Source organism: Microtetraspora sp. NBRC 13810, from assembly GCF_030268685.1.
Taxonomy (GTDB): domain Bacteria; phylum Actinomycetota; class Actinomycetes; order Streptosporangiales; family Streptosporangiaceae; genus BSRQ01.
The window spans coordinates 450093-472854 of the sequence record NZ_BSRQ01000003.1 but is presented as its reverse complement, the minus strand read 5'-3'; the positions used below and the strand labels follow the sequence as shown (position 1 = coordinate 472854).

The following is a 22762-nucleotide window of genomic DNA, read 5'->3' as shown; positions in this document are numbered from 1 at the left end:
TGTGGCGAGTTCACACGACCCGGAGCGCCATGATCACGATCTCGTCGTAGAACCGCCCGCCGGAGAACGCGCTGCGGTCCTCCTCGATCGTCTTGACCACCGACGCCGCCGGCTGCCCGGCGCACCGGACGAGCACGTCGGTGAGCCGCTCCTCGCCGTACGGCTCGCCGCGCTCGTCCCGCGAGGCCACCAGGCCGTCGGAGTAGAACACCAGCGTCTCGCCCGGCGTCAGCGCCAGCTCCTCGGCGCTCATCTCGGCCTCGTCGTCGATGCCCAGCGGCACGCCGCCGCCCGCCGCGAAGCGCACGTTCCCGTCCGGCTGGAGGAGCGCGGCCGGATGGTGACCCGCCGAGGCCAGCAGGATGCGGCGGCCCCGGTCGCGCGAGCGCACGAAGCCGGCGGAGACCATCACGAACATCCCGCTGCCCTGGAGCAGCAGCGCCTCGTTGACCTTCCTGATCGCCACCCCCGGGTCGGACTCCGACGCGCTCAGCACCCGCAGGCCGTTGCGCACCAGGGCGCTCACCGCCGGCGCCTCCTCGCCCCTGCCGCACGCCCCGCCCAGGGCGAAGCCCCACCCGTCCCGCACCGGGAAGACGTCGTAGAACTCCGCGCCCACGGCCGCGGAGTCGGACCCGGAGTGGTAGATGGCGGCCGCCTCCAGGCCGGGGATGTCGGGCAGGCTGGTCGGCACCACGCTGGCCTGGAGCGCGTCGGCCGCCTGGCTCCTGCTCTGGAAGGCCCGCTGGGCGTGCAGGGCCAGCCCCAGGTGCCCGCCGATCTCCTCGAGCACCCCCAGGTCGGCGAGCGTGAACGGCTCGCGCCCGCTCTGCCTGATCAGGGTCAGCGCCCCGCGCACCTCGCCGTCGTGCTGGATCGGCACGCACAGCAGCGAGGAAGCGCCCATCGCGCGCAGCACCGGGATCCCGCTGGGCAGCGTGCCGAGGACCGACTCGTCCTCCACCATTTCCTGGGCGACTCCCGACCCCTGCGCGATGACCTGCCCTACGATGGGCGTCGCGGCCGGGTCCATCCCGCCGACCGCGCGGACGAGTTCGGTGACGGGCTGGTCGTGCGGGCCGTGCACCGCCGCTCGGACGAGGGGGCCCGTGCGTACCACGTCGACCACCACCCAGTCGGCGGTGTCCGTGGCGAGCAGCCGCGCGGCCCTGGCCAGCGCCACCGGCTGCCGCAGGCTCTCCAGGTCGAGCAGCAGCCGCGACATCCGGGCCATCAGCTCCTGGCGGCGGGCGGAGGCCATCAGCAGCGCCGCGTCGGAGTGCTCGGCCGGCGCCGTGGGCCCCTCGGGCAGCTGCACCTCGGTGGGCAGCACGACCGCGGCCACCATCTCCTGCGGCTCGCCCGGCATGATCAGCCGGGTGAGGGCGAGCTGCACGGTGTGCGCCCGCCCCTGGTGGGCGAGCCGGGTCTGGAACGACGCGGGCTGCCCCGTGCGCTGCACGGCGCTCAGGTGCGAGCGGAAGGCCGCCCGCCTGGAGACGTCGACGAGCAGCGGGAACGGCCGGCCGACGAGATATCCGGCCGGGCTGCCGAGCAGCCGCGAGGTCTCCGGGTTGATCCTGCGCACCACGCCGCCGCTGTCCATGATGACCACGGGCACCGGGAAGGTGCGGAAGATCTGCCGCATCAGCTTCTGCTCGCGCTGCGCGCCGCCGTCCCGCCCGCCCGAGCGCCGTGATGCCTTGCGCAGCTCGCCCAGCGCGGAGCCGAGCAGCTCGCCCGCGGTGTCCAGCTCGACCAGAGCGGCGTCGAGGGTAGGACCGAGGGCGTCGGGGTAGGTGGATCTGGCCTCACGCAGCGAGGAGACACGAGCGGTCAGGTCGCTCAGCGCCTGTTGCAGCGCGGAAAGGCCGTTGAGGTCGGTCAATGCACGTCCTTGAAGGCGATGGGACCGTTCTTGCGTCTTGAGGTAGACGCTACGCCACTTGGCCGCGGGCTTCGATGCCGGGGAATAACCTTGGGTATCGGCAAATACTGGCTCGGGCTCTGACAGGGCATGATTTGTCGTACATCTCCCAATCGGGAGGCAGAAAGGAAGGTTCGTGCCGTCTCGGGACATGGATGCGACGGGGCTGATCAGCCCCGTCCTCGTCAGAGATCTCGTCGCGCTCGGCAGGGTGAGTGAGGAGACCTCCAGCGAGAGCGTGCTGCGCGGCCTGGTGGCCACGCTGGTGCGCGGGATCTCCGGCTGCTCCGGAGGGTCCGCCGAGCTCTGGCGAGACGAGCGTGTCCTGCTGTCGGCCTCGCACAGCGAGCTCATCGCGCTCGCCGAGAGCGAGGACGTCCCCCTTGCGGGTCCCGGGCACGACGCCAGGGCCACCCGGTCCAACGTGCTGATCGGCGACGTCCTGGCCGAGCGCCGCTGGCCCGCCTACACGGGCATGGCGATCCGCTGCGGCATCCGTTCCGTGCTGGTGATGCCGATCGCGGCCGAGCCCGCGCTGCTGCTCGTCGCGCTGTACTCCGTGCGCGCGGGGGCCTTCCCGCCGCGCGCGGTCGAGTCGCTGGCCCAGATGCTCGCCGAGCACGTCACCGTGGCGCTCGGCAACATGTGGGACTTCGACGAGGTGCGCACCGACGCCGCCCAGATGCAGGAGGCCCTCGCCGGCCGGGCCATCATCGACCAGGCCAAGGGCATCATCATGCAGGCCAGCGGCTGCACCGCGGACGAGGCGTTCGAGGAGCTCCGCCGGATCTCCCAGCACCACCAGGTGAAGATCGCCGACCTGGCCCGCCTGCTGGTCAGCGAGCACAAGAACGGCCAGAGCGTCGCCGACTTCGACCCCCGAGGGCAGACGGAGGGCGCCTGACCTCCGGAGGTCAGTCCGGCAGCCCGTCCAGCGCGTCCTGCAGGGTGTCGTAGAGCGGCATCCGCTGCGCCAGCCCGGTCACCCACATCACCTTGGTCTTCGCGTACTGCACGCCGACCAGGGCGAATCTGCCGCCTGTCGTCACGTTGGCCTGCCAGTGATGCACGATGAGACCGAGCGCCCGGGAGTCCATGAACGAGACGTTGCTCAGGTCGAGGATCATGCCGGGACCGTGCTCCGCGGCGACCGCGGCGAGATGCTCGGCGAACCTGTCCCGCGTGGTCGCGTCCAGGATGCCGTCCACCCGGACCACGGCCAGGTCGTCCGCCGTCTCCGTGCTCAGTCTCAAGGCTTCGGACTCCGCAGAGTTGTCCGGCCTTCCCACCACGCGCCTCCTCGACAAGACCTCACGGCGCATGGCGCCGGCCCCGCGTACGGAGCCAAGGCAACCTTACTGTTACCCGGGAGGCAGCAATACTCTGGATTGGGGAGGAATGCCTGGCGATTCTCCGGGCATGCTCCCCAGCCTGAGGTCCAGCAGCGGGCCTTGTCTCGAAGAATGCGCGAGGCGTCCTGTCTGCTGGGTTTCCCGTTCGACAGCGCGCCTGCCCGGCCATATCGAGGAGTTTCGATGGCTGCCCAGGACTCTGTCTGCGAGATCGGCGACTTCAGTGAGCTCGCCGCCACCAGGGACATCACCGGGATGACCGCCGAGGAACTGCTGGCGGAGGCGGCGCGCGCGGACATCGGCGAGGCGCGCAGGGAACGCCTCAGGGAGCGCATCGTCGAGATGCACCGCCCGCTGGCCATGGAGATCGCCCGGCGCTACCGCTATCGCGGCGAGCCGCTGGAGGACCTGCTCCAGGCCGCCTACGTCGGTCTCATGAAGGCCATCAACGGCTTCGACCCCGAGCTCGGCAACGCCTTCCGCGGCTACGCCGTGGTCACCATGACCGGCGAGGTCAAACGCCACTTCCGCGACCGCACCTGGGCGATCCGGGTGCCGCGCCTCTACCAGGAGCGCCGTTCGGAGCTCAACCGGCTCGTCGCCGACCTCAGCCAGGTGCTCGGCCGCTCGCCGACCGTGGCCGAGCTGGCCGAGAAGATGGGCATCAGCGACGAGGAGGTACTCCTCACCCTGGACGCCTCGGCCGCGTACAGCACGCTGTCGCTGGACGCGCCGCTGGGCGCAGACGACGACGCCGCCGCGCTCGGGGACGTGATCCCCGAGGACGACGACGCGCTCAGCACGCTGGTGGACAGGGAGGCGGTCAAGCCGCTGATCGACAGCCTGCCGCCGCGGGAGAAGAACATCCTGCTGCTGCGCTTCTTCGGCAACATGACGCAGGCCGAGATCGCCGCGGAGTTCGACATATCGCAGATGCACGTCTCACGCATCCTCAGAAAGGTCCTCGACGGGCTGCGCACCGAGCTCGTCAGCGGCCGCTGAGCGGCACCGAACCGCCTCTGAGCACGGTCTCCGGGAAGGACGACCGTCGAAAGAGGGTGAGACCGGGTAATCTGCCGGAAGCAGGGCACTGAACGGACTGAGGCCGGCGGGGGAGCAAGCAAGGCGGAGGGTTCGCTCAAGTGATGAAGAATGGGGCGTGGACGCTCTCCCAGGCGTCCACGCGGACAAAGCCCGTGGTTACGGGAGGCGGTTTCCGGGTGCATGAGAACCGGGCGCAGGAGGAAACGCAGGCGCGTCTCCTCTCCGGTGCCGACCGTGCCGCCGGTCCTCCGTCCGCGGTGCCCGTCAGGGAGTACACCTTCAGGCTGGCGGACCTGCCGAGAGCGCGCGAGTTCGCCGCGGACTCCGCCCGCAGGCACGACATGGGCGAGGAGTTCGTCGGCGACTTCCTCATCGCCGTGAACGAGGTGGCCACCAACGCGGTCACGCACGGCGCGGGCAAGGCCATGATCAGGATCTGGCCCGCGGACGGCCACCTCGTCGTCGCCGTGCACGACGACGGCCTCTGGCTGCCCGAGGAGCCTCCCGGCCAGATCCCGCCGCCGCCGAACGCCACGAGCGGCATGGGGCTGTGGGTGGCCAGGTTGCTCAGCGCCAGAATCGCCTTCAGCACCGGGTCGAGCGGGACCACGGTCACGATGGCATTTAAGGTTTAGCGCTATTTTCGCTGGTTACATGCGTCCCCATGGCTTCTCATATGGGTACATGGATAGAGAAAGCAGCCTGCCGGGATCTTGACCCTGAGATCTTTTTCCCGATCGGGGCCGCACCCGCCGTGAGCCAGCTCAGGCAGGCGCGCCGGATCTGCGGGGCCTGCTCTGTTCGCGGGCAATGCCTGCGCTACGCGTTGGAGACCGGCCAGCAGGCGGGCATCTGGGGCGGCGCCACCGAAGGCGAGCGCCGGGCGATGCGAGAGGAAGTCCTTCATGGGGCCCGAATCTGATCCTCGCCGCGGAGAGGAACCGGACGGCGGGGTCGCCGCGGGCACGGAACGCGACCCCGACCTCGCCGACGAGCCCGACTTCGCCGGCGAGCACACCCCCTCGGCCACCGATCCGCCCAACGCGCGCCCGGACGACGGCGCGCCCGACGAACGCTGGGACGATCCGACCGGAGTCTGAGCCATGACGCGCATCCTGATCGTGGGCGGCGGCTATATCGGCATGTACACGGCCCTGCGGCTCAAGCGCGGGCTGCGCAGGGGCGAGGCGCAGATCACCGTCATGGACTCGGACTCCTACATGACCTACCAGCCGTTCCTCCCCGAGGCCGCGGCCGGGAACCTGGAACCGCGCCACCTCGTGGTACCGCTGCGGCAGGTGCTGCGCGGGTGCCGGATCCTCAGCGGCCGGGTCGCCGGGGTGGACACGGCCAGGCGCCTCGTCGACTTCCGGCCCCGGCGCGGCCCGGGCTACCGGGTGGAGTACGACCTTCTCGTCTACGCGCCCGGATCGGTGTCGCGGCTGCTGCCGATCCCCGGGCTGGCCGAGCACGGCATCGGCTTCAAGACCGTCCAGGAGGCCATCCACCTGCGCAACCACGTGCTCGCCCGGCTCGACCTCGCCGCGTCCACCGCGGACGAGGAGGTCCGGCGGCGGGCGCTGACGTTCGTCTTCGTGGGCGCCGGCTTCGCGGGCGTGGAGGCGCTGGCCGAGCTGGAGGACATGGCCAGGGACGCGTGCCGCTACTTCCCGCGGGGCCTCGCGCGGGAGATGCGCTGGGTCCTCGTCGAGGCGACCGGCAGGATCCTCCCCGAGGTGGGGGAGGAGATGGGGCGGTGGACGCTCCAGCAGCTCCGCGGGCGCGGCATCGACGTGCGGCTCGGCACCCGGGTGACCTCCGCGGTGGACGGCCACGTCGTGCTCGACGACGGCACCGAGCTCGACGCCGAGACCCTCGTCTGGACCGCCGGCGTACGGCCGAACCCGCTGGCCCGCGCCACCGACCTGCCGCTGGACGACAAGGACCGGGTGAAGGTCACGCCCCGGCTCACCGTCGAGGGCCGGCACGACGTCTTCAGCGCCGGCGACTGCGCCGCCGTACCCGATCTCACCAGGCCGGGCGAGTACTGCGCGCCCAACGCCCAGCATGCCGTACGGCAGGCGCACACGCTGGCCGGCAACGTGCTGGCGACCCTGCGCGGGCGGCCGTTGCGCGACTACCGGCACGCCTACGCGGGGTCGGTGGCCAGCCTGGGCCTGCACGAGGGCGTGGCGCAGATCTACGGGCTGAAACTGCGCGGGCCGCTCGCCTGGTTCACCCACCGCACCTACCACCTGACGCGGCTGCCCACCTTCAACCGCAAGATGCGCGTGCTGAGCGACTGGACGCTCGCGCTCTTCTTCCCCAGGGACATCGTCTCCCTGGGGTCGCAGGCCGCCCCGCACAGCGGCTTCGAGGAGGCCGCCCGCTCCGAACGCCCCCGCCCCGAGCCCGGCCGGGCGGAACACCCCACCCCCGCCACGCCACGGCGCTGAGCACGCCGACCGCGACCCCGCGGCGCTGACCACGACGACCGCGACCCCGCGGGCCCAGAGGGCTGTACGCAGGAAGGGCCGCCCCCGTCATGGGGGCGGCCCTTCCTGGGGCCTGGCTCACCGCCGGGCGCGGGTCCGCCAGCCGCCGCTCCGGAGGCTCGCCGTGCCCACGCCGGCCTGGTGCAGGGCCAGCAGCAGCAGACCGAGCAGCAGGAACGTGGTGCCGGTGATCCCGGCGCCGAGCTGGGCGCCGAGAAGGTCGAGCAGCAGTCCTAATCCGAAGATGATCGCAGCGATGATCGCGAGCATCGGGTCACCTCTTTCCGTGGTCGGAGAGTTCGAGCAGGCGCTCCAATGTGGTCCGGTAGTCGCGGAGCGTCAGGCGCAGCCGCTCGGTGTCGTGTTCGCCGGCGCCCTGCCAGCGGTCGTGCAGCTTCTTCTCCTGCCGGTTGAGCGACTCGGTCACCGACTTGACGACCTCGTCGAGCAGCCGGTCCGCCCGCTCGACCGCCGAACGCGGGTCGTCCACGAAGGCCACCTGCACGTCGTGCCAGCGCCGCAGCAACTCGTCGGGGTCCTGCGCGATGAGCCGCATGCCGTCACGGTCCGCGCCGCCGTCCCGCGGCATCCCGTCCCGCGGCATCCCGTCCCGCGGCATTCCGTCGCGCGGCATTCCGTCGCGCGGTGCGGAGGCCGAGGGGAACGTGTCGGCGGGCCGTGCGACGATCTCGTCCCCCGGCCGGTCCACCGGCTCCTGCCCTGCGGCGGCGGTCGCGTCCGTGCCGGGCTTCCGCATCCCGGGTTCGGTCCTGCCGGGCTCCACCTCGCCGGGCGGGGGAGCGGCGGGGGCGGTGCCCATGTCGCCGGGAAACGGGCCGGGGGCGCCGGGCAGACGGTCGGCCGTGCCGGGGACGTGCCCGCTGCCCGTGCCGGTGTCATGGCCGCCGGGGAGGTGGCCGGTGCCGGTGGGGCTGGGGGCGTGGCCCGGGTCGCCCGGGGTGTGCCCGGCGCCGGGGCCGACCTCCTGGCGGACCTCGCCCGGGGTGTCCTCGGGGAGATCGGTCCTGTCGCCGGTCCTGTCGCCGGTCCTGTCGGTGGTCTTGTCGTCGGTCCTGTCGGTGGTCTGGCCGGCGGGGTCGCCGGCTGGACGGTCCGGGCTCTCGCGGCGGCGCGGGACCACCAGCTCGTCCTCGTGCATCACCCGGGCGTTCCTGTCATTGTCGGGTCGCCGGTCCACCATGCGTCACCGTCCTCGTATGTTCTGGTCGGCGGGCGCGTTCGTGCCGCGGGTGCGGGCGTGCCGCCCGTCGTGGCCGTTCGCCCGCCCGTCGTGGTCCTTCACCCGGTCGTCGTGGTCCTTCACCCGGTCGCCGGTCCGGTCCTCGGATCGGTTGCCGGTCCGGTCGCCGGTCGTGTCGCCGGAGGCGCGGTCGGCGGCCGAGCCGGGCGTGACCGGCTCACCGCCCAGCAGTTCCTCGAAGAGCGCGCGGTAGTGCATCATCGCCTGCCGCAGTTCCTCGGTGGACGCCTCGCGCCGGACGGCCCGGCCGCTGATCTCGTGCGCGTCCCGGTAGTGGCCGAGCGTGCGCCCGTGCTGGACCGACAGGTCCGACAGCCGCTGCTCGAAGTCGTCCGTGGGATAGCCGCGCTCGGCCATGACGGAGGTCACGAGCTGGTCGGCCTCGGTCACCGCGAAGCCCGGGGCGTCCACGAAGCGCTCCTGCACCTCGGCCCACTTCTTCGCGTAGGCGTCCCGGCGCGCCGGGTCCAGCGGGCGGATGTCCAGCCTGGCGACCCGCTGCTCGCGGGCACGCAGCTCCTGCTCGGCCTCGCGCCGGTTCTCCCGCTCGTCGAGTGTTCGTTGGTATTCAGGGCCGAAGCGTTCGCGGAGACGATGACGGCGCTGCTGCTGTAGTACGGCGTAGCCGACTACGACGATCGCCACCACCGCGGCGACGACGACGGCCACCCAGATTATGGTCTCGGTGGACATGTCCTGCCTCCGGGTCTCGATGTCTTCCCGTCCCGGCGCACTGCCCGAGGGACAGGGGTCGAAACCGGCGCGGTCATCCGGGGGTCAAGGGTGCGTAACCCTCTGATCCCCGGGTAGGGGCGCTGCTCATCGATTCATGAGGGAGTCCGAGATGGGTTTTGGAGCCAGCCTGGCGTTCGTCGCGATAGGAGCGATTCTCGCCTTTGCCGTCAAGTGGGACGTTCCGGGGATCGACCTGCAACTGATCGGGTGGATCTTCATGCTCGTCGGTCTCGTCGCCGGAGCCATCACGCTGTTCTACACGCGCAGACCCCGTGAGGAGACGATCGAGGTCGTCGATCCGGATGTCATGTACACCGTCGACCCCTCCGCGGACGGCGAGCCGCACGTGCACCGCACCACGCACGTCGAGGAGACCCGCTCGCCCGTACACCCGGAGCGGCCCGGTCACCCCACCCGCCCCGTCTACCGGGACGGTCCGATCTGAGCCGGTGTCAACCGGCGTCGCGGATCCCGGGCTCAAGGGCGCGCCGCGCGGCCGACAGGACCGTCCGGACGTGTGAGACCCCCTCCGCGCCCACCGGGATCTCGGTGAAGCCGCTCGCCGGGTCGTAGCCGACGTCCAGCCCGGCGTCGACGAGCCGTTGCGCCCAGCGCAGCGCGGTGTTCACCTTCTCCGCGGGCAGCGCCCTCCCCTGTGCGACGGCGGACAGGTTGCGCAGGTTGGTGGCAGGACCCGACTGGACGTGCTCGCGGCCGAGCTTCCAGGGCAGCGCCGCGCTGTGGTCGAGCATCGGCTTGGCCAGGCCCGCGGCGCGTTTGGCCTGCAGAACCCCCGACTCCGAAACCCCGAAATGCTGGGCGATCTCCCGGACCGTCCATCCGCCCGCCACCAGCCGCTCCAACTCGGCCCGCTCGATCCGTGCCTTCCGCCCCATCGCACTCCCTCGCTCGCCCGCCCGGATCCCGCTCGCCCCCTCGACCGGCCTCCAGCCACCTTCGCCCAGTCCCTAGACCGGCCCTCGGCCGCCTTCACCCAGCCCCTCGACCAGCGCTCGCCCAGCCCCTCGCCCAGTTCCGCAACCGGCCCTTCGACCGGCCCTCGCCCAGTGCCTCAACCGGCCCTTCGGTAGGCGTTCGGCCAGTCCTTCGACCGCCCCTTGGCCACTCCCGCGACTGGTCCTTCGGTCGGCCCTCGGCCGGACTCCCGACCAGGCCCGATCAGACCCCGACCAGGTTACGCCGACCGCACCTGCGCGTCGCCCGTTCGGATCGGCCCGGTAACGGCGAAGGAGCTTGACCCCGGATACGGGAATCAAGCTCCTTCGACACATCCTGTGTCGGGACGACAGGATTTGAACCTGCGACCCCCTGACCCCCAGTCAGGTGCGCTACCAAGCTGCGCTACGTCCCGTTTTGCCTGGCTTGGCGTTTGATGTGCCTTGCCCTGGCGCTGTGAAAACACTACCACGATCGCCGGACCGCCCGCGTTGCTCCGGCGCCGCGCCCCGCCCGGGAAGACCGGCACCCCGGACCACCCGCCCACCCCGGACCACCCGCCCGCCCCGGGCCACTCGCCTGCCCCGGGCCACTCGCCCGCCACCCCGGCCACCCACCGTGCCCCGCCACGCCCCGGCCCGGAGTACGTGCACCCGGCACCGCCACGGCCGGTGAACGGTGAGTCATCGGGATGAAACGGAGTGAAATCTCGATAACCGGCTTTTATTCCGGATGACACCACTCCGACTCGGGCGCTCCTTGGAATGAAGACGGCGACGAACTCGGCGGAACCAAGTTCCGGGAGGCTGTCATGGCGTATTTCGCGATATCCCCGTCATCCCCATTATCCCCGGTTTCCCGGGTTTCCCCGGTACCTCGGAAGCGGGCCGGTCTCACGGAAGCGGCGGGCCGGTGAGCGCGCTGGTCGCGGACGGCGATCACCATCCCGTCGTGATCGTGGGCGGCGGGCAGGCGGGACTCGCCGTCAGCCACTGCCTCACCCGCCGCGACGTACCCCATCTCGTGCTGGAACGCCACCGCGTCGGCCACGAGTGGCGGGAACGCCGGTGGGACACCTTCTGCCTGGTCACCCCCAACTGGCAGTGTCGCCTGCCCGGCTTCCCCTACCGGGGCGACGACCCCGAGGGCTTCATGCCGCGTGACGAGATCGTGCGCTACCTGGAGGACTACGCCGCCTCCTTCGGCCCGCCGCTCGCCGAGGGCGTCGGCGCCGAGCGGCTGACCCGCGGCCCCGGCGGCGGGTTCCGGATCGACACCGTCCACGGCGCCGTGACCGCCGACCAGGTGGTCGTCGCCACCGGCCCCTACCAGCGGCCCGCCGTCCCCGCGCTCGCCGGGCGGCTGCCCGCGTCCGTCACCCAGCTGCACTCCGCCGCCTACCGCCGTCCGGACGCGCTGCCCGGCGGCGACGTGCTGGTGGTCGGCACCGGGCAGTCCGGCTGCCAGATCGCCGAGGACCTGCACCTCGCCGGGCGGCGGGTGCACCTCAGCGTCGGCGGCGCGCCCAGGGTGGCCAGGTCCTACCGGGGCAGGGACGTCGTCGCCTGGCTGGACCTCATGGGCCACTACGAGCGCCCCATCCACGAGTTCGCCGACCACGAGGCCGTGCGCGCCCGCGCCAACCACTACGTCACCGGCCGCGACGGCGGGCGCGACATCGACCTGCGCGCCCTGGCCCGCGACGGCATGCGCCTGTACGGCAGGCTGACCGGCGTCGAGGACGGCGTCCTGCGCTTCGCGCCCGACCTGCGCCGCAACCTCGACCACGCGGACGCCGTCAGCGAGAGCATCAAGGACTCCATCGACGCCTTCATCGACGCACGCGGCATCGCCGCGCCCGCCGAACCCCGCTACACCCCCGTCTGGGAGCCGCCCGCCGAGCCGGCCGTCCTGCATGCCGGCGAGGTCACGTCGGTCGTCTGGTGCACCGGCTTCGCCCGCGACGACCGGTGGATCAGGGTGCCGGTCTTCGACGGCACCGGCTACCCGGTGCACGAACGGGGGGTGACGAGCTGCCCGGGGCTGTACTTCATCGGCCTGCCCTGGCAGCACACCTGGGGCTCGGGACGGTTCTCCGGGGTGGCCGAGGACGCCGAGCACCTCGCCCGGCACATCGGCTCCTCGGCCCGCCCGCCGCGCCGTGCCGCCGCGCCGTACTTCGTCCACCCCGAACTGCTGGGGACCTGACATGGTCGCCGACGCGCACCGGCACCTCGGCGTGCTGCCCGCCCACCCCTTCTACGGCGGCCCTCCCGTCAGCCCCGACGTCACCGCCAGGGCCACGCTCGGCGAGCTGATCGCCGACATGGACGCGGAGGGCACCGAACGCGCCCTGGTCATCCCGAACTACGGGGTGCCCGACCCGGCGGTGGCCTTCTCCTTCAACGAGCTGTGCGTCGAGGCCGCGCACAGGGACGACCGGATCCGATGTGGCCTGTGGGTCTCGCCCCGGCCGCAGGACGAGGAGCGCACCGCCGCCGCCCTCGCCCTGGCCGGCGAGCGCGGGGTCAGGGCGCTGAAGCTCAGCTTCCTCCTCGGCGGCCGGGCGGGCGACCCGGCCTGCCGCCCGCACCTCGACCGGATCTTCGACACGGCCCGGCGGCACGGCCTGGTGGTGCACGTGCACACCTCGCCGGGGGCCGCCTCCGACATCGACGAGGTGGGCCGCCTCGTCGAGTGGTACGCCGGCGACGTCGCCGTGCACCTCGTGCACTTCGGCGGCGGCGCCAGCGGCCACATCAAGCTCGCGGGATCCCGGTTCTTCGACTGGATCGCCGAGGGCAGGCGCGTCTACACCGACCTCTCCTGGGCCATCGGGTTCGCGCCCCGCTGGCTGGCCCGGGAGATCGACCGGCGCGGCCTCGGCCACGACCGGGTGCTCTTCGCCAGCGACGAACCCTGGGGCGACCACGCCGGGGAGTTCGCCCGGCTCAGCGCCGCGGTGGGCGACGGCGAGCTGGCTCGCCGCGTCTTCCGGGACACCTTCACCGAGCTGTACGGATAAAGGAATCTCAATGACCACGTCAAGCGGCAAGTGCCGTGACCTGCTGTGGCGGGACCGGGGAGAAGACCCGGTTGTCGCGCAGCAAGGCCCACAGCACATCGACCAGACGGCGCGCGAGCGCGAGTAGGGCCTGGGTATGAAGCTTGTTCTCATCCCGTTTGCGCTGGTAGAAAGCGCGCGAGAGGCCGTCGGCGCGGATGCTGGACAGCGCGGCCATGTAGAACACCTGGCGCAGCGGCCGGTGGTATCGCTTGGGCCGACGGTTGTTGCCGGTGATCCGGCCCGAATCGCGTGGCACGGGCGCCAGTCCGGCGTAGGAAGCCAGGCGGCCCGCGTGGGTGAAGGCGGCTCGCACGTCGCCACTGGTCGCGACGACGAACTGGGCGCCGAGCAGCGGGCCCATGCCGGGCAGGCTCTCGATGATGTGCGCCTGCGGGTGGGTGCGGAACCGCTGGGCGATCAGCTTGTCGGTGTCCTTGATCTCCCGGTCCAGCCCCAGCAGTTGGCGGGCGAGCTTCTTGACCAGGATCGCCGTGGTGGCCTCGCCGGGCAGCGCGACCGTCTGCCGGCCGGCCGCAGCCAGCGCGGTCGTGACCATGCCGTCGATGCCCTTGCGCCAGGCACCCCCTTCATGGAGGAAAGCGGCCAGGCCCTCGTGGCCGGCCTGGCGGATCTCCTCGGGCGTGCCATAGCCAGACACCAAGATCAATGCCGAGCGGGTGGAGAAGTCGAAGCCGGCCTCCAACGCGGGGACCGGGCTGACCAGGTCCACCGCCCACCGCACCTGGCCGCCGGTCTTGGCGGCCGTGGCCGTGGCGCGCTCAATCAGCTCCTCGATCTGCCGCTGGCCGTTACCGACCTTGACCGACCACAGCTTCTTGCCCGCCGCGTCGACCGCCGCCGCATGGTGGCTGCTCTTGCCCGCATCGACACCGATCCACACGCTCGTCGCCGTCACCCGGCCCGCCTTTCCGTTCTTGCAGGTCAACCCCGTGGACGACCCTGCCGGCAGGTCCCTAAACAGCGACGATTCGCATCAGATCTCAATCAGCGGCCAGGGCGTCCAGAACGACGAGGCGGCTATTCCTTTCAAGCCACAAACGCGGCAGACCACCATCAGCCACACCCCATCGCCCTGGGCATCCAGAGCAACTCACTCCAGACAAATCGATCTTAGGGAGACCACCATGGCAGAACTGACCGACCTGGAGAAGCAGAGCGTCGGCGAGATCCCGCACCCGTCGCTGCCCGAGGGGTCCAGCATCTACGGCGGGACGAAGGTCTTCCCCGACTACCAGGCGGAGAACGGCGAGACCTACTTCACCCTGGTGCACGGCATCGCGCACGAGTCGTCGGTGAGTTTCGTGGCGATCCTCCAGGCGACCAGGGCGCTCCGCAAGGGCTTCGAGTCCGCGATCTACTTCTACGGCCCCGGCTCGCTCAACTGCCTGGCCACCCGCGGCTTCCCGACCACCGGCAACTCCGCCTTCCCCGGCGAGCACAACATCAACAACTCGCTGAGCACGTTCATCGCCGAGGGCGGCAAGGTCTACTGCTGCCGGTTCGGCCTGTCCCTGCACGGCGCCCGCGAGGAGGACCTCATCGAGGGCGTCATCCCGACCCATCCGCTGGACGTCCAGGACGCCCTGATCCACTACGCCCGCAAGGGCGCGGTCATCAACTCGACCTACATGTTCTAGGAGGTTCCGTGCGAGCAGGTACGTCCGGTGACCGCACCGGGGTCGGCGTCAGGGTGGATCTCGCGCTCCGCGGCGTCCGGGTGGAGGCGCCCGTGCGCCGCGCGGGCGGGGCCGGTCCCAGCGACGACGGCCATCTCATCGTGGACGGCGCGGGCGCGGCCGTACCGCTCGACCCCGGCAGCCCCTACGCCGTCCGCGACGGCCGCCTCTGGTTCGGCGACACCGACACCGGCCTGCCGGTGACGCCGGTCCGCAGGCCGCGCTTCTACGACCTGACCACGGCCGACGGCGTGCCGTACGAGAAGATCGCCAAGTTGCACGGCGACGGCGTGCTCGCCACCACCGTCGTGCAGACCTGCGTCCGGTACGGCGAGGCCGACCGGTGCCGGTTCTGCGCGGTGGAGGAGTCGCTGCGCGCCGGGGCGACCGTCGCCGCCAAGACCCCCGCCCAGCTCGCCGAGGTGGCCCGCGCGGCGGTCCGCCTGGACGGGGTGCGGCAGATGGTGATGACCACCGGCACCACGGGTGGGCCGGACCGCGGCGCGCGGGTGCTGGCCAGGTGCGTGCGGGCGGTGCTCGACGCGGTGCCCGGCCTGCCGGTGCAGGTGCAGTGCGAGCCGCCGGAGGACCTGTCCTGGCTGGCCGAGCTCAGGGCCGCGGGCGCCGTCGCCGTCGGCATCCACGTCGAGTCCCTCGACGAGGAGGTGCGCCGCCGCTGGACACCGGGCAAGGCCGCCGTGCCGGTCGAACGGTACGAGGCCGCGTGGGACGAGGCCGTGCGGGTGTTCGGCCGCAACCGGGTGTCCACCTACCTGCTCGTCGGGCTCGGCGAGGACCCGGAGGAGCTCGTCGCCGGCGCCGCCCGGCTGATCGGCCGCGGCGTGTACCCGTTCGTCGTGCCGATGCGCCCCATGCGCGGCACCCTCGCCGCCCGCGACGGCGTCCGCGCCCCGGCCGCCGCCCTGGTGCGCGACGTCACCGAACGCGTCGCCGCCCTGCTCGGGGCCGCCGGCATGACCGGCGCCGCCCAGCGGGCCGGCTGCGCCGCCTGCGGCGCGTGCAGCGCCCTCGCCACGGCGGGCGGGTGATCACCATGCCGGAGGTGGCTGCGCTCGCCGGGGCCCGCGGCGGTCCCATGCCGGATGTGCCGGTGCTCGCGGGGGCCCGCGGTGGTTCAGTGGCGGATGTGCCGGTGCTCGGCGTGCCCGTGCCGGATGTGCTGGATGTGCTGGATGTGCCGATGCTCGCCGGGGAGCGGAGGCGGGAGCGGGGACGGGCGGCGGGGGACGCGTGGTGGATCGGGCGGGCGCGGGACGACGCCGAGATCGCGGCCTACCGGCGGTTGCGGCGGCGGGTGTTCGTCGAGGAGCAGGGCCTGTTCGACGGCAGCGACCTGGACGAGCGCGACGAGGACCCGGCGACGGTCGTCCTCGTGGCCAGGGCGGCCGGAACCGGCGAGGTGGTCGGCGGGGTACGGCTCGGCCCCGCGCACCACGGCCCGGACATCGGCTGGTGGCACGGCGGGCGTCTCGCGGTGGCGCCACACGCGCGCGGCGGGCGGATGGACAGGCCCGGCGGGTGGACGGACGGCCCCGGTGGGCGGACGGGCGGGCTTGGTGTGGGCGGGGCCGGGGTGGGGGGCGGGGCTGGAGTGGGGCCCGCGTTGATCCGGGCGGCGTGCGCGTACGCGGAGGCGGCGGGGGTGCTCCGGTTCGAGGCCACGGTGCAGGCCAGGCACCGGGCGGCCTTCGTACGGCTCGGGTGGCGGCCGGTGCGCGGCGAGACCGTCGGCAGGGCGCCGCACGTGGTCATGCGGTACCCGATCGGCAGGATCGCCGCGCTGGCCGACGCCACCAAGAGACCGCTCGGCCGCCTGCTCGCCGGGCTGGCCCCAGGCGGCCCCGGGTACACCGGCGACGACGGCGCGCCCGTACCCGGCACCGACGTGGTCGCCGCCTGCGACGCGATCCTGCCCTCGATGGTGGAACGCGACCCGGAGTGGGCCGGCTGGTGCTCGGTCCTCGTCAACCTCAACGACCTCGCCGCGATGGGCGCGGACCCGCTCGGCCTGCTGGACGCGCTCGGCGCCCGCGACGCCGCCGCCGCGGCCCGGGTGCTCGCCGGGCTGCGCCGGGCGGCGGCGGCCTACGACGTCCCCGTGCTCGGCGGCCACACCCAGCTCGGCGTGCCCGCCGCGCTCTCCGTCACCGCCCTCGGCCGCGCGGACCGGCCGGTACCCGGCGGCGGCGGGCGGCCCGGCCACCGGGTGCGCCTCACCGCCGACCTGGCCGGCGGCTGGCGCCCCGGGTACTCGGGCAGGCAGTGGGACTCCACCACGCACCGCCGCACCCCCGCCCTGCGCGCCATGCTGGGCGCGGTCGCCGCCGCCCGCCCCGCCGCGGCCAAGGACGTCAGCATGGCGGGCGTCGCGGGCACGCTCGGCATGATGGCGGAGGCGAGCGGCTGCGGCGCCGTCCTCGACGTGGCCCGGCTGCCGCGTCCCCCCGCCGCCGCCATGGGCGACTGGCTCACCTGCTTCCCCGGCTTCGCCATGCTCACGGCCGACGCCCCCGGCGCCTCCCCGCTCCCCGCGGGCCCCGCCACCGGCGCCGAATGCGGCGAGCTGACCGCGGCCCGCGGCGTACGGCTCCGCTGGCCGGACGGCGAACTGACCGAGGTGCTCACCGGCGACGTGACGGGACTGGGGACGGCGTGAACGGCATGGCGACGAGGAAGGCGGGGGCGGCGTGAGCGGGTTGCGGATGGGCGCGGTGGCGGCGCCGTTCGACCGGGATCTGGCCGGGGACTTCGCCCGGATCGAGCGGCTGGTGGCCGGCGCCAGGGACGCCGGGGTACGACTGCTCGCCCTGCCCGAGGCGTGTCTCGGCGGCTACCTGCTCAGCATGGACGGCGACCCCGGGGACGGCGGGCCGCCGGCGCTCGACCCTGACGGGCCGGAGATCCGCAGGCTGGCCGCGATCGCGGGGGACATGGTGGTGTGCGCCGGCTACTGCGAGGCGGCGGGCGCGAACCGTTACAACGCGGTCGTGTGCGTGCACGGCGACGGCGTGCTCGGCCACCACCGCAAGGTGCACCAGCCGTTGAGCGAGGACGCCCTGTTCGCCCCGGGGGAGGCGTTCGAGGCGTTCGACACGCCGGTGGGCAGGCTCGGCATGATGATCTGCTACGACAAGGCGTTCCCCGAGTCCGCGAGAAGCCTGGCCCTGGCCGGGGCGGAGATCGTGGTGTGCGTGTCGGCCTGGCCGGCCAGCCGTACCGACCCCGCGCCCGACCTCGCCGACGACCGGTGGACGCGCAGGTTCGACCTGTTCGACCGGGCGCGGGCGCTGGAGAACCAGGTGGTGTGGCTGTCGGCCAACCAGTCGGGCACGTTCGGGTCGCTCAGGTTCGTCGGCAGCGCGAAGATCGTCGACCCGGGCGGCGAGGTCGTCGCCGCCACCGGCGTGACCGGCGGGACGGCGGTCGCCGAGATCGACATCCGCCGCGCCCTCGGCACCGCCCGCCGCTCGATGGGCCACCTGCGCGACCGCCGCCCGGCCGCCTACAACCGCGACGCGGGGAGCGCGGGCGGGGCGGTGGGATCGTGGGGGTGATCCGGATCGCGGCGGCTTCGGCGCACTTCGGGCGGGACCTTGCGTTCGGGCTGCGCCGGGTGGCCAAGCTGATCGACGACGCCCGTAGGGCCGGGGCGGCGCTGCTCGTGCTGCCGGACGCGGCGCTCGGCGGCTACCTCGCCGACCTGCGCCACCCCGACCCGGACGCGCTGCCGCCCGCGCTCGACCCGGACGACCCGCTGCTGAAGCGGATCTCCGCGCTCGCCGCCGAGATGGTCGTGTGCGTGGGCTACTGCGAGGCGGCCGGGGCGGAACGGTACAACGCGGCCGTGTGCCTGAGCGGGGACGGCGTGCTGGGCCGGCACCGCAAGGTCCACCTGCCCGCCGGGGAGACCGCCGCCTACGCCGCGGGCGACCGGTTCGACGCCTTCGACACGCCCGCGGGCCGGGTCGGCATGCTGATCGACTACGACAAGACGTTCCCCGAGTCGGCGCGCAGCCTCGCCCTGGACGGCGCGCAGATCGTCGCCTGCCTGTCCGCCTGGCCCACCAGCATCACCAATCGCGCGCCCACCCTGGCCCAGGACCGGCAGTCGCGGCTGTTCGACCTCTACGACCGCGCCCGCGCCGCGGAGAACCAGGTCGTCGTCGCGTCCTCCAACCAGACCGGCGCCATGGGCGGCATGCGCTTCCTCGGCCAGGCCAAGGTGGTCGGCCCCGGCGGCGACATCCTCGCCAGGACGTGGTCCAAGGCCGGCCTGGCGGTCGCCGGGCTGGACGTGGCCGCCGAGATCGCCAGCGCCCGCCGCGTCCTCGCCCACCTCGGCGAACGCAGACCGGGAACCTACCGCGAACACCCCAGGGCGACCGGAGACCCGTCGTGAGCGGCACACCGGCGTCGCGGATCGCCCTGCTGACGTACTCCACCAGGCCGCGCGGCGGGGTCGTGCACACGCTCAACCTCGCCGAGGCGCTCGCGGCCGCCGGGCAGGACGTCACGGTGTGGACGCTGGGCAGGGGCGGGGACGCCGGGTTCTTCCGTGCCGTCGATCCGGCGGTGCGCCAGGTGGTGGTGCCGTTCCCGGACCGGGAGGGGGAGGGCGTGGGGGCGCGGGTGCTGCGTTCCATCGCCGTGCTGCGGGAGGCGTTCGACCCCGGCCGTTACGACGTCGTGCACGCCCAGGACTGCATCAGCGCCAACGCCGTGGACGGCTGCGTGCGCACCGTGCACCACATCGACCACTTCACCACCCCCGAACTGGCCGCCTGCCACGAGCGGGCGATCCGCGAGCCGCGGGCGCACATCTGCGTCTCCGCCCCGGTGGCCGCCGAACTGGCCTTCGACTGGGGGATCAGGGCGGCGGTCATCCCGAACGGCGTCGAGGCGGACCGGTTCGCCGAGGCCGCGGGGGACTCGGCGGCGGCCGTGCGGGAGCGGCGCGCCTGGCGGGCGCGGTTCGGCCGGTTCGTGCTGGCGGTGGGCGGCATCGAACCACGCAAAGGGTCACTGGACCTGCTGGAGGCGTACGCGTCGCTCACGGCGCGGATGCCCCGGGTGCGGCTGGTGATCGCGGGAGGAGAGACGCTGTTCGACTACCGGGACTACCGGGCCCGGTGGGAGGAACGCGTGGCGGAACTGGGCGTGCGGCCGGTCGTCCTCGGTCCCGTCGCGCACGACGAGTTGCCCTCGCTGGTGGCCTCGGCCGCCGTCTTCGCCTTTCCGTCGGTCAAGGAGGGGTTCGGCCTGGCCGCGATGGAGGCCCTGGCCGCCGGCGTCCCGCTGGTCACCCGCGACCTGCCGGTGCTCAGGGACGTCTTCGGCGGGGCCGCGCTGTTCGCCGCCGACGTGCCCGCCCTGACGGCGGCCTTCCAGAGGGCCCTGGACGCCCCGGATCCCCGGCTGCGCGCGGCGGGCCGCTCGCTCGCCGCCCGGCACACCTGGACCGCCGCCGCCGAGGCCCACCTGGCCTTCTACCGGTCCCTGCCGCGGTGAGACGGGCGCTCAGCGCTCCGTGCCCCTGGCGTGCTCCACGGCGAGACGGGCGAGATCGACCCGGGAGGCGATGCCGAGCTTGCGGAACACCTGGCGCAGGTGGAAGGCCACCGTGTGCACGCTGATGAACATCTGCTCCGCGATCTGCCGGTTCCGCCAGCCCTGGGACACCAGGAGGGAGACCGTCCGCTCCGTCTCGGTGAGGCTGTCCCAGCCGGACACGGGCCGGTCCGCCGTGGTCCAGTGGCGGTGCCGTACGCCCAGGCCGCGCTGGCGGCCGCGGACCCGTGCCGCGTCCCGGCCGGCGCCCGCCTCCTCGTAGCAGGACAGGGCCCGGTCCAGGCCGCGCACGGCGCCCGCCTGGTCGCCGGCCTCGGCGAGCACGACGCCGAGGTCCTCCCAGGCGGAGGCGCGCGCCCAGATGTCGGCGCCCCGCCCGGCCGCGAACGACAGCGCGTGGGCGTCGCCCTCCAGCAGCCCGCGGGCGTGCGCGGCGGCGGCCTCCAGGGCGGGGAAGCCCGGATTGCCCGCGGCCAGCTCGCACGCCGTGTCGGCCACCGCCCGCGCCCGGTCGCGGGCGGACGCGGCGAGGGCGACCCGGACGAGCCAGCCGGCCGCCGCCGGATCCGACACCAGCGCCCAGCGGTGCGCGGCGAGCCCGTCGTAGACCTCCGCCATCCGCGCCACCGCCTCGCCCGGCCCCTCGGCGGCCTCGACGACCCGGCCGGCCATCACGGCGCACCCCGCGCGGGCGTAGGCGGTCGCGACGTGCGCGCACCAGGAGTCGTGTCCGGCGTGGCCGAGCGCCGTGGCGAGGTCCCCGCGCCGCAGCGCCACGGTTGCCAGCACGGCCCTGGCGAGCGGGCCGAAGGGCGGGGCGCCGTCCGCGCGCAGCGCGGCCTCGGCGCACGCGGCGGCCGCCTCCGGCCGCCCGGCCGCCAGCTCGGCCCGGCCGCGCAGTACGGCGGCGCCCGGCGCGGCCCCGTCCCGGTCCGCCTCGGCCAGCACCCGCATCGCCTCCCCGGGACGGCAGATGTCGATCAGCATCGTGGCCAGCGCGAGACCGGGATGCGCCCGGCACGCGGGCAGGCGTACGCCGGCGGCCAGTTCCGCCGTGCGTTCGGCGAGTTCGAGGCCCTCGGCGAGGCGTCCCGCGTCCCAGCGGGCCATCGCGAGCACCACCATGGCCTCCACGTCGTCCTCGCTGAGCCGTTCCGTCACCTTCGCGGGCGCGACGCCGCTGCCGGTCGCCTTCGGTGGCGCGACGCCGCTGCGAGCCGTCTTGGGTGGCGCGGTGCTGTTGTCGGCCGTCTTGGGTGGTGTGGCGCTGTTGTCGGCTGCCGTTCCGGATCCGTGCCGCGCGCCCGGGGACCGGCCGGGGCGCTGGGCGGGGACCGGCGGTGGAGCGGCTCGGACGTCCGGGTTCCGTGCGGGGAGCCGGGCCGAGACGGCCTCAGGCGTCTCGGCTGACAGGGCAGGTCGCGGCTGGGCCTCCAGGGTGCGCCGTGTCCGGGCTTCCAGGATGTGCCGTGCCTGGGCTTCCAGGGTGTGCCGCACCGGGGGCGGCAGGGCGTCCAGCGCCGCCCGGCGGACCAGTTCGTGGCGGAACGCGAGGGTGTCGGCCGTCGCGGTCAGGACGCCGGCCTCGATCGCCTCGTCCACGGCCGGCAGCAGCGCGGCGGGGACGACGCCGAGCAGCCCGGCGGCGTCGGCGGGGGAGAACGACGGGCCGAGCGCCGCCGCCGTCTCGGCCAGGTGCCGCGTCCGCGCGGCCAGCCCGTCCAGGCGCCGCCGGGCCGCCTCCCGCGCCCGCCGGGGAAGCCGCCCGGACGCCGCCCAGGCCCGGCGCGGCCCGGCGGCGCCGTCGCGGACCACCACCGCGTCCTCGTCGCGCAGGCCGAGCAGCAGCTCCCCGAGCAGGAGGGGATTGCCGCCCGCGACCGCGGCGAGCGACAGCATCTTCGCGGAGGCGGGCGCCCCCAGCACGTCCCGCACCACCTCGGCTACGGCCGCCGGGTCCAGCGGGGACGGTTCGACCCGGTCCGCCCCGGCCTCCTCCAGCAGCCGGAACAGGCGCTCCGCCTGCCTGCCGCCCACCCCCCGGCAGCGGGCGAGCAGCCACCCGACCGGCTCATCCGCGAACCACGCCCGCAGCGCGCGCAGCGCCACCAGGGTCGCCGGGTCGGCCCACTGGAGATCGTCCAGGACGACCAGCGCGGGCCCCGCGGCCACCCGTTCCGCCAGCAGGTCCCCGAACCACTCCACCTGCGGCCGGAGGGCGTCCTCCGCCCGGCGGCCGGCCGGGCAGGGCTCGCCCAGGGCCTGGCGGAGCGGGGCGAGCGGCAGGGACATCTCCTCCGCCCGGCCGCGCGCCACCGGCAGCCCGCGCGCGCCGGCCAGCTCCGAAGCCTCGGCCAGCAGGGCGCTCTTCCCGATCCCGGGCTCCCCCTCGACGAGCAGCACCGCCCCCCGGCCCGCGCCGGCCGCGGCCAGCAGGCCGAGGAGGTTATGCCGTTCCCGATCGCGTCCGCGCATTCGTCGCCCCCGACGCGGCGCCGGCCCTTCATCCGGCGGGCGCCGCCGCTCGTGCCGGCTCCGGGCCGCGGCGACACCCCGGCCGGGAACGGGCACCTGACCTGCGCACCCCTACCCGCCGTGGCGCGCCTGTCACGCTCATCCCCCATTCGGGTAGGTGGCC

At 73.8% G+C, this 22762-nt stretch carries 23 protein-coding genes and 1 tRNA gene; 15 read left to right on the top strand and 9 right to left on the bottom strand.

What is annotated here, in order from left to right; genetic code table 11:
- Positions 1-10: 10 nt before the first annotated feature.
- Complete coding sequence (locus QSK26_RS09250) at positions 11-1888, bottom strand: SpoIIE family protein phosphatase (RefSeq protein WP_285774593.1); 1878 nt, start codon at positions 1886-1888, stop codon at positions 11-13.
- Between the two features lie 175 nt (positions 1889-2063).
- Here QSK26_RS09250 and QSK26_RS09245 point away from each other — a divergent pair, with 175 nt between their 5' ends.
- Entirely contained in the window at positions 2064-2831 is a 768-nt protein-coding gene (locus QSK26_RS09245; RefSeq protein WP_285774592.1) for a GAF and ANTAR domain-containing protein, read from the top strand.
- Positions 2832-2841: 10 nt separating this feature from the next.
- Here QSK26_RS09245 and QSK26_RS09240 read toward each other — a convergent pair whose 3' ends face one another.
- The gene (locus QSK26_RS09240; protein ID WP_285774591.1) at positions 2842-3180 is read right to left on the bottom strand and encodes an STAS domain-containing protein; all 339 of its coding nucleotides are present in this window, start codon (positions 3178-3180) and stop codon (positions 2842-2844) included.
- A 282-nt stretch (positions 3181-3462) separates the two neighbouring features.
- On the opposite strand from QSK26_RS09240, the gene QSK26_RS09235 reads away from it, so the two are divergent.
- The 5 genes from QSK26_RS09235 (at position 3463) to QSK26_RS09215 (ending at position 6779) form a co-directional block, all read left to right on the top strand.
- Complete coding sequence (locus QSK26_RS09235; protein WP_285774590.1) at positions 3463-4281, top strand: SigB/SigF/SigG family RNA polymerase sigma factor; 819 nt, start codon at positions 3463-3465, stop codon at positions 4279-4281.
- A gap of 218 nt (positions 4282-4499) precedes the next feature.
- Entirely contained in the window at positions 4500-4958 is a 459-nt protein-coding gene (locus tag QSK26_RS09230) for an ATP-binding protein (protein ID WP_285774589.1), read from the top strand.
- 29 nt (positions 4959-4987) lie between these two features.
- Entirely contained in the window at positions 4988-5245 is a 258-nt protein-coding gene (locus tag QSK26_RS09225; protein WP_502888685.1) for a WhiB family transcriptional regulator, read from the top strand.
- The gene (locus QSK26_RS09220) at positions 5229-5423 is read left to right on the top strand and encodes a hypothetical protein (protein ID WP_285774587.1); all 195 of its coding nucleotides are present in this window, start codon (positions 5229-5231) and stop codon (positions 5421-5423) included. Before QSK26_RS09225 ends, QSK26_RS09220 begins: the two co-directional genes overlap by 17 nt.
- A 3-nt stretch (positions 5424-5426) precedes the next feature.
- Positions 5427-6779, top strand: coding sequence for an NAD(P)/FAD-dependent oxidoreductase (locus QSK26_RS09215; protein ID WP_285774586.1), 1353 nt, complete (start codon positions 5427-5429; stop codon positions 6777-6779).
- Between the two features lie 117 nt (positions 6780-6896).
- Here QSK26_RS09215 and QSK26_RS09210 read toward each other — a convergent pair whose 3' ends face one another.
- From QSK26_RS09210 to QSK26_RS09200, 3 genes are read right to left on the bottom strand one after another with little or no spacing between them, the layout of a single operon-like run.
- Positions 6897-7088, bottom strand: coding sequence for a hypothetical protein (locus QSK26_RS09210; RefSeq protein ID WP_285774585.1), 192 nt, complete (start codon positions 7086-7088; stop codon positions 6897-6899).
- A gap of 4 nt (positions 7089-7092) precedes the next feature.
- Complete coding sequence (locus QSK26_RS09205; RefSeq protein ID WP_285774584.1) at positions 7093-8019, bottom strand: hypothetical protein; 927 nt, start codon at positions 8017-8019, stop codon at positions 7093-7095.
- A 3-nt stretch (positions 8020-8022) separates the two neighbouring features.
- Positions 8023-8772: a hypothetical protein gene (locus tag QSK26_RS09200; RefSeq protein ID WP_285774583.1), complete on the bottom strand. Its 750-nt coding sequence runs from the start codon at positions 8770-8772 to the stop codon at positions 8023-8025.
- A gap of 151 nt (positions 8773-8923) precedes the next feature.
- Here QSK26_RS09200 and QSK26_RS09195 point away from each other — a divergent pair, with 151 nt between their 5' ends.
- Positions 8924-9259, top strand: a complete 336-nt coding sequence (locus QSK26_RS09195; RefSeq protein ID WP_285774582.1) for a DUF6458 family protein — start codon at positions 8924-8926, stop codon at positions 9257-9259.
- A 7-nt stretch (positions 9260-9266) separates the two neighbouring features.
- On the opposite strand, the gene QSK26_RS09190 is transcribed toward QSK26_RS09195, so the two are convergent.
- Positions 9267-9710 (bottom strand): hypothetical protein, encoded by a 444-nt coding sequence (locus QSK26_RS09190; protein ID WP_285774581.1) that lies wholly within the window; start codon positions 9708-9710, stop codon positions 9267-9269.
- A 402-nt stretch (positions 9711-10112) separates the two neighbouring features.
- Positions 10113-10186, bottom strand: a tRNA-Pro gene (locus tag QSK26_RS09185).
- A 497-nt stretch (positions 10187-10683) separates the two neighbouring features.
- Between QSK26_RS09185 and QSK26_RS09180 the strand changes: the two genes are divergently transcribed.
- Both QSK26_RS09180 and QSK26_RS09175 read left to right on the top strand, forming a co-directional pair.
- A complete protein-coding gene (locus QSK26_RS09180; RefSeq protein ID WP_285774580.1) occupies positions 10684-11979 on the top strand; it encodes an MSMEG_0569 family flavin-dependent oxidoreductase in 1296 nt (431 codons plus the stop codon).
- 1 nt (position 11980) lies between these two features.
- Positions 11981-12796, top strand: coding sequence for an amidohydrolase family protein (locus QSK26_RS09175; protein WP_285774579.1), 816 nt, complete (start codon positions 11981-11983; stop codon positions 12794-12796).
- 19 nt (positions 12797-12815) lie between these two features.
- Here the strand turns inward: QSK26_RS09175 and QSK26_RS09170 are convergent, their stop codons facing one another.
- Complete coding sequence (locus tag QSK26_RS09170; protein ID WP_285774578.1) at positions 12816-13754, bottom strand: transposase; 939 nt, start codon at positions 13752-13754, stop codon at positions 12816-12818.
- Between the two features lie 229 nt (positions 13755-13983).
- On the opposite strand from QSK26_RS09170, the gene QSK26_RS09165 reads away from it, so the two are divergent.
- From QSK26_RS09165 to QSK26_RS09140, 6 genes are read left to right on the top strand one after another with little or no spacing between them, the layout of a single operon-like run.
- Positions 13984-14496, top strand: a complete 513-nt coding sequence (locus QSK26_RS09165; RefSeq protein ID WP_285774577.1) for an MSMEG_0572/Sll0783 family nitrogen starvation response protein — start codon at positions 13984-13986, stop codon at positions 14494-14496.
- An 8-nt stretch (positions 14497-14504) separates the two neighbouring features.
- Positions 14505-15584: an MSMEG_0568 family radical SAM protein gene (locus QSK26_RS09160; protein ID WP_285774576.1), complete on the top strand. Its 1080-nt coding sequence runs from the start codon at positions 14505-14507 to the stop codon at positions 15582-15584.
- Positions 15585-15589: 5 nt separating this feature from the next.
- Positions 15590-17212: an MSMEG_0567/sll0787 family protein gene (locus tag QSK26_RS09155; protein WP_285774575.1), complete on the top strand. Its 1623-nt coding sequence runs from the start codon at positions 15590-15592 to the stop codon at positions 17210-17212.
- A 31-nt stretch (positions 17213-17243) separates the two neighbouring features.
- On the top strand, positions 17244-18110 hold the full coding sequence (locus tag QSK26_RS09150; RefSeq protein WP_285774574.1) for a carbon-nitrogen hydrolase family protein: 867 nt from the start codon (positions 17244-17246) through the stop codon (positions 18108-18110).
- Positions 18101-18955 carry a carbon-nitrogen hydrolase family protein gene (locus QSK26_RS09145; protein ID WP_285774573.1) on the top strand — a complete coding sequence of 285 codons (855 nt, stop codon included), beginning with the start codon at positions 18101-18103 and terminating at the stop codon, positions 18953-18955. Before QSK26_RS09150 ends, QSK26_RS09145 begins: the two co-directional genes overlap by 10 nt.
- The gene (locus tag QSK26_RS09140; RefSeq protein WP_285774572.1) at positions 18952-20064 is read left to right on the top strand and encodes an MSMEG_0565 family glycosyltransferase; all 1113 of its coding nucleotides are present in this window, start codon (positions 18952-18954) and stop codon (positions 20062-20064) included. Before QSK26_RS09145 ends, QSK26_RS09140 begins: the two co-directional genes overlap by 4 nt.
- 9 nt (positions 20065-20073) lie before the next feature.
- On the opposite strand, the gene QSK26_RS09135 is transcribed toward QSK26_RS09140, so the two are convergent.
- Positions 20074-22599: a LuxR C-terminal-related transcriptional regulator gene (locus tag QSK26_RS09135; RefSeq protein ID WP_285774571.1), complete on the bottom strand. Its 2526-nt coding sequence runs from the start codon at positions 22597-22599 to the stop codon at positions 20074-20076.
- Between the last annotated feature and the right edge of the window lie 163 nt (positions 22600-22762).

Bases quoted from the DNA above. Each gene is read 5' to 3' on its own strand.
- QSK26_RS09155 (WP_285774575.1), top strand. From the start codon at position 15,590: ATGCCGGAGGTGGCTGCGCTCGCCGGGGCCCGCGGCGGTCCCATGCCG.
- QSK26_RS09215 (WP_285774586.1), top strand. From the start codon at position 5,427: ATGACGCGCATCCTGATCGTGGGCGGCGGCTATATCGGCATGTACACG.
- QSK26_RS09205 (WP_285774584.1), bottom strand. From the start codon at position 8,019: ATGGTGGACCGGCGACCCGACAATGACAGGAACGCCCGGGTGATGCAC.
- QSK26_RS09220 (WP_285774587.1), top strand. From the start codon at position 5,229: ATGGGGCCCGAATCTGATCCTCGCCGCGGAGAGGAACCGGACGGCGGG.
- QSK26_RS09225 (WP_502888685.1), top strand. From the start codon at position 4,988: ATGGCTTCTCATATGGGTACATGGATAGAGAAAGCAGCCTGCCGGGAT.
- QSK26_RS09210 (WP_285774585.1), bottom strand. From the start codon at position 7,088: ATGCTCGCGATCATCGCTGCGATCATCTTCGGATTAGGACTGCTGCTC.
- QSK26_RS09235 (WP_285774590.1), top strand. From the start codon at position 3,463: ATGGCTGCCCAGGACTCTGTCTGCGAGATCGGCGACTTCAGTGAGCTC.
- QSK26_RS09175 (WP_285774579.1), top strand. From the start codon at position 11,981: ATGGTCGCCGACGCGCACCGGCACCTCGGCGTGCTGCCCGCCCACCCC.
- QSK26_RS09190 (WP_285774581.1), bottom strand. From the start codon at position 9,710: ATGGGGCGGAAGGCACGGATCGAGCGGGCCGAGTTGGAGCGGCTGGTG.
- QSK26_RS09165 (WP_285774577.1), top strand. From the start codon at position 13,984: ATGGCAGAACTGACCGACCTGGAGAAGCAGAGCGTCGGCGAGATCCCG.
- QSK26_RS09135 (WP_285774571.1), bottom strand. From the start codon at position 22,599: ATGCGCGGACGCGATCGGGAACGGCATAACCTCCTCGGCCTGCTGGCC.
- QSK26_RS09200 (WP_285774583.1), bottom strand. From the start codon at position 8,772: ATGTCCACCGAGACCATAATCTGGGTGGCCGTCGTCGTCGCCGCGGTG.
- QSK26_RS09195 (WP_285774582.1), top strand. From the start codon at position 8,924: ATGGGTTTTGGAGCCAGCCTGGCGTTCGTCGCGATAGGAGCGATTCTC.